Origin of the sequence: Mesorhizobium sp. M7A.F.Ca.CA.002.09.1.1 (genome assembly GCF_003998555.1) — a bacterium.
In the GTDB taxonomy this organism is placed as follows: domain Bacteria; phylum Pseudomonadota; class Alphaproteobacteria; order Rhizobiales; family Rhizobiaceae; genus Mesorhizobium; species Mesorhizobium ciceri.
Genome location: NZ_RZRR01000474.1, coordinates 1 through 4,275, shown reverse-complemented (window position 1 = coordinate 4,275; position 4,275 = coordinate 1). Strand labels below are relative to the sequence as shown.

Annotated in this window: 6 protein-coding genes; 5 read left to right on the top strand and 1 reads right to left on the bottom strand. The window is 61.7% G+C overall.

The genetic code is table 11. From position 1 onward, the window contains the following. The 3 genes from EN994_RS20020 to EN994_RS20010 form a co-directional block, all read left to right on the top strand. Positions 1–331: pilus assembly protein N-terminal domain-containing protein (locus EN994_RS20020; RefSeq protein WP_127307748.1), on the top strand; the 331-nt coding region annotated here is incomplete at its 5' end. Between the two features lie 137 nt (positions 332–468). Beyond that, the gene (locus tag EN994_RS20015) at positions 469–1,050 is read left to right on the top strand and encodes a TadE/TadG family type IV pilus assembly protein (RefSeq protein ID WP_063169998.1); all 582 of its coding nucleotides are present in this window, start codon (positions 469–471) and stop codon (positions 1,048–1,050) included. A 32-nt stretch (positions 1,051–1,082) separates the two neighbouring features. Then, positions 1,083–1,706, top strand: a complete 624-nt coding sequence (locus EN994_RS20010) for a TadE/TadG family type IV pilus assembly protein (RefSeq protein WP_318014161.1) — start codon at positions 1,083–1,085, stop codon at positions 1,704–1,706. 34 nt (positions 1,707–1,740) lie between these two features. On the opposite strand, the gene EN994_RS20005 is transcribed toward EN994_RS20010, so the two are convergent. After that, positions 1,741–2,661, bottom strand: a complete 921-nt coding sequence (locus tag EN994_RS20005) for a PhnD/SsuA/transferrin family substrate-binding protein (protein WP_063169997.1) — start codon at positions 2,659–2,661, stop codon at positions 1,741–1,743. Positions 2,662–2,969: 308 nt separating this feature from the next. Between EN994_RS20005 and EN994_RS20000 the strand changes: the two genes are divergently transcribed. Together EN994_RS20000 and EN994_RS36765 are read left to right on the top strand one after the other, a co-directional pair. Continuing rightward, complete coding sequence (locus tag EN994_RS20000) at positions 2,970–4,211, top strand: phosphopentomutase (RefSeq protein ID WP_013533691.1); 1,242 nt, start codon at positions 2,970–2,972, stop codon at positions 4,209–4,211. Further along, a partial coding sequence (locus EN994_RS36765) for a DNA-formamidopyrimidine glycosylase family protein (protein ID WP_281060176.1) occupies positions 4,204–4,275 on the top strand: 72 nt, incomplete at its 3' end. The genes EN994_RS20000 and EN994_RS36765, both read left to right, overlap by 8 nt.

Here is a 4,275-nt window from a genome sequence, read left to right as displayed (position 1 = left end):
CACGATGAACCAGGCCAAGATCGTCAAACTGTCGCGTCCCGCAGACACCATCGTGGTCGGCAACCCGGCAATCGCCGACGCTTCCGTGCAGGACGCTTCGACGATCGTGCTCACCGGCAAAGGTTTCGGCGTCACCAATCTGGTCGTGCTCGATACCGACGGCAGTCCCATCGTCGATGAGCAGGTTACCGTCGTGCGGCAGGCTGCTTCGTCGGTGCGCATCTATCGGCGTGCCGAAATCCAGACGATGTCCTGCACGCCGTATTGCGAAAGCTCCTACAAGAGCGAAGCGGAGAAGTCTTCCGAGGCGGAGATGAGCGTCAGCCGATAGGTGGCGTGACCGGCTGCCGGTGCGGTTATTGGCCGGTTAAGAGGCCTGCGCCGACTTTAACGATCATCCAAACCGGACCTCAATCGGTTTGCGTTAATGGTCCTTCCGAGACCGCATAGAGATCGGCAGGATCGGACATGAGCAAGGGATACGGCCGCGCAGGCGACCACAAAGTGAGATGCCCAAGGTTTTTCGCCCGTTTTCTTCGTGACCGGCGCGGCGCCACGGCAATCGAATTCGCGATCCTTTCAGTCCCCTTCGCGCTGCTTGTCTTCGCCATTCTGGAAAGCTGCATCTCGTTTGCCGCGCAGGAAGTGATGGCCAACATCACCGACGATGTCGCGCGCAAGCTTCGCACCGGCCAGTTGAGGGCGGTTGACGTCGCCGGAACCAACTTGCGGGACATGATCTGCACAAAACTGCAGATCATCGTTTCCCAGGATTGTCCCAATCAACTGCTGGTGGATCTTCGCCAATATACATCGTTCGCGGATGCGGCCACGGCCGGCTTCAAGATCCAGAACGGCGATGTCGTATTGACGAAAGGCACCGCAACCCAGTCGTTTTCAGTGACAGCGGGTGCGGCGGAGTCGAGGAACATGCTGCGGGTCTTTTACAAATGGCCGATCATGACCGACCTGCTGGCCAAATCAATGGGCGGCAACAAGACGCTGCACTTCGCATCGGTGACCTGGCAGAACGAACCGTTCGACAACTGAGCGGAATGCACGAGCAGTATAAGAAAAGGGCAATGGGCATGATGCGTGCGGGGGCACATCTTATGATTACGGGAGTTTGGCGGAAAACAAGTCTGTTCTGGTCCGATCGTCGTGGCATCGCGGCGGTCGAATTCGCGTTGATCATGCCAATTCTGCTGATCATGTATTTCCTCACAATGGAAGCGTCGCAAGCCATCGAGACCAGCAAGAAGGTCAGCCGTATCGGCAGCATGGTGGCCGATCTCGTCACCCAGCAGACAAGCGTCCTCAAGGCAGATGTCGACGCCATCATGCAGATCGGCAGCGTCACCCTTCAGCCCTACAACCGCTCAAATCCGACCATCACCGTCACGGCAATCCAGGTCTCGGCCGATGCGACGAGGGCACTGGTGGTGTGGTCACGCAAATTGGTAGCCGGCGTCGCCAGCCCTGGCGCCGCCGCCACCACCGAGACAACGATCCCGGCGTCGCTCAGAGTCGCCAACACTTTTCTCATCCGCGTTGAAAGTAACCTCGGCTATACGCCGGTCATCGCGTGGAGCGCGAGCAGTCAACAGAAGCTTGGGCTGACCTCGGCTTTCAGCAACATAACCATGGGCGAAACCTATTTTCTGCGCCCCCGCAGAAGCGTGACGATCCCTTGCAGCGACTGTTGAACAGAGGCAGCCAGGCGTGCGCAGGCCGCTCCAGCTACTGCTGCGGCCCACGGTCCGAAACGAAGCGCACGATAGCAGCGGCCATCTCGTAGTCTTTTGGCGCCACGGTGGCGAAGCCGCCGGAATGTTTCGATTCCAGGAGATCGTAGATATCGGGCGTCGTCGACTTGAGGTTGGTGAGGAACACGGCAAGCCGGCGCTTGGCTTCGGGGTCGAGATCGCTGCGGACCGCATGGGGGCCGTATCTCAACAGGCCCGACGTCCATACGATCCGAAGCGCCGTCACCGAGAGCCCTGCCGCCTCCAACCTCGCCTGCGTGCCCGACGGTTCTCGCGGGCCGTCGGCAGCGGCCGTCACCCAGCCGAACAGGCCATCGGCTTTGCCGTCGACCAGCATCGTCTCGGCCGCCGCGGCCGAATCGGCATGGACCAGAAACGGTGCATCTTCCGCGATCTTGCGGCCTTCCGCCGCCAACGCCGCCAATGGCAAGAGAGAACCGCCGACGCTGTCAGGAGGCGCCATGGCGATACGATGGCTGTCCATCGCCGCAAGGTCGGGCAGCTTGCCGTCCCGCGTCAGCAGAACCGAGCGGATGCCGATCGCGCCGTCTGAATCGACCGGAGCCACAAGCGGTTCGATACATAAGCAGCGCTGCGAGGCCGTCGCATATGCGGTGGCCGAATAGATCGCATATTCGATGCGGGCATTGGCCTGCGCCTCGATCAGCGCGGCATAGTTGCGGGCAACGACAAACTCGACCTTCATGCCCAAGGCCTTGGTGTAGGCGTCGGTCAACAGTGCCAGCCCCGGAACGGAGTTGCCGGCGCCTGGCTCGGCAACGATGCCGATGCGAAACGTGCCGATATCGTCGCGCCAGTCGGCATGCGCCGGATTTGACCAGAGCGCGACCTGCGCCAGCATGAGAGCGGCATAAGTCTTCAGCGCAACCCTCATGACAGGAACCACGGTCTGTTGTCCTCGATTCATGCCCATGCCCGGAGCATTTGTGCATATCGCAGCCCAAAACCGCTGCGCACCGTTGGGCTACATGCATCTCTGTTTGTGCATGTCGTTATCCCAAAACCGCTGCGCACTTTTGGGCGACATGCATCTCTGTTTGTGCATGTCGTTATCCCAAAACCGCTGCGCACTTTTGGGCGACATGCACCAGACTATCACGCCAAGCCGTTGCCGTTTGGTTTCCGAATTGCCAATGAAGTCGCGGAACCCTATGTCTGGTCGGTCAAACTGGCAACAACTCGATGGCACGCGCTTTCCTCTTCGTTCTGGACTCCTTCGGCATCGGTGGAGCGGCCGACGCCGACCGCTACGGCGACGCCGGCGCCAACACATTCGCGCACATCGCAGAAGCCTGTGCAGAGGGCCGCGCGGATCGCGAAGGGCTTCGCAGTGGACCGCTGTTTGTCCCCCAGATGGCCTCGCTCGGGCTTGGCAAGGCTGCCGAAACCGCAACGGGGCTGGGCTTTGCCAGCAGCGGGACGGATCTGCTCCCAACTGCCTTTCACGGCGCCGCACAGGAGGTTTCGAGCGGCAAGGACACGCCGTCGGGCCATTGGGAGATCGCCGGCCTGCCGGTGCGCCTCGACTGGGGCTATTTCCCGGATACGGTTCCCGCCTTTCCGGCCGAACTGACCGAGGCGATGATCCGCGAAGGCAAGGTGCCGGGCATTCTCGGCAATTGCCATGCGCCGGGCACCGAAATCATCGAGCGCTTTGGCGAGGAACACATCCGGACCGGCAAGCCGATCTGCTACACGTCGGTCGACTCGGTCCTGCAAATCGCCGCGCATGAAGTCCATTTCGGCCTCGATCGGCTTTATGAATTCTGCCAGGTGGTGCGCAGGCTGGTTGACCCGCTCAGGATCGGACGGGTGATCGCGCGGCCGTTCGTCGGCGAAACCACCGCCACTTTCGAGCGGACATACAACCGTCATGACTACGCCGTGCCCCCGCCGGAACCGACCCTGCTCGACCGGCTGACGGCGCGTGGCAGCCGTGTCATCGCCGTCGGCAAGATCGGCGACATCTTCGCCCATCGCGGAATTTCGCAAGTGCGCAAGGCGGCAGGCAACATGGCTATGTTCGACGAAGCGCTGGGTGCGATGGATGATGCCGGCGACGGTGACCTCGTCTTCGCCAATTTCGTCGACTTCGACACCGAATTCGGTCACCGCCGCGATGTCGCGGGCTATGCTGCAGCGCTCGAGGCCTTCGACCTGCGGCTGCCGGAGGCATTTGCGAGGCTGCGGCAGGGCGATCTTCTCATCCTGACGGCCGACCACGGCAACGACCCTACCTGGGCCGGGACCGATCACACGCGCGAGCGCGTTCCGGTGATCGGCACTGGACCGGGTCTCAAGGGCGGCGACATCGGACTGAGAACGACATTCGCCGACATCGGCGAAACCGTGGCCGAGCATCTCGGGCTGGCGCCCGGACGCTACGGCACTTCTTTCTATGCGGCGATCGGCGGTCATGCCTGAGTTACCGGAGGTCGAAACCGTCCGGCGCGGACTTCAGCTGGTTCTGGAAGGCGCCACCATCGCC

Coding starts and splice junctions, on each gene's coding strand:
- EN994_RS20015 (WP_063169998.1), top strand. CDS start 469: ATGAGCAAGGGATACGGCCGCGCAGGCGACCACAAAGTGAGATGCCCA.
- EN994_RS20010 (WP_318014161.1), top strand. CDS start 1,083: ATGGGCATGATGCGTGCGGGGGCACATCTTATGATTACGGGAGTTTGG.
- EN994_RS20005 (WP_063169997.1), bottom strand. CDS start 2,661: ATGAGGGTTGCGCTGAAGACTTATGCCGCTCTCATGCTGGCGCAGGTC.
- EN994_RS20000 (WP_013533691.1), top strand. CDS start 2,970: ATGGCACGCGCTTTCCTCTTCGTTCTGGACTCCTTCGGCATCGGTGGA.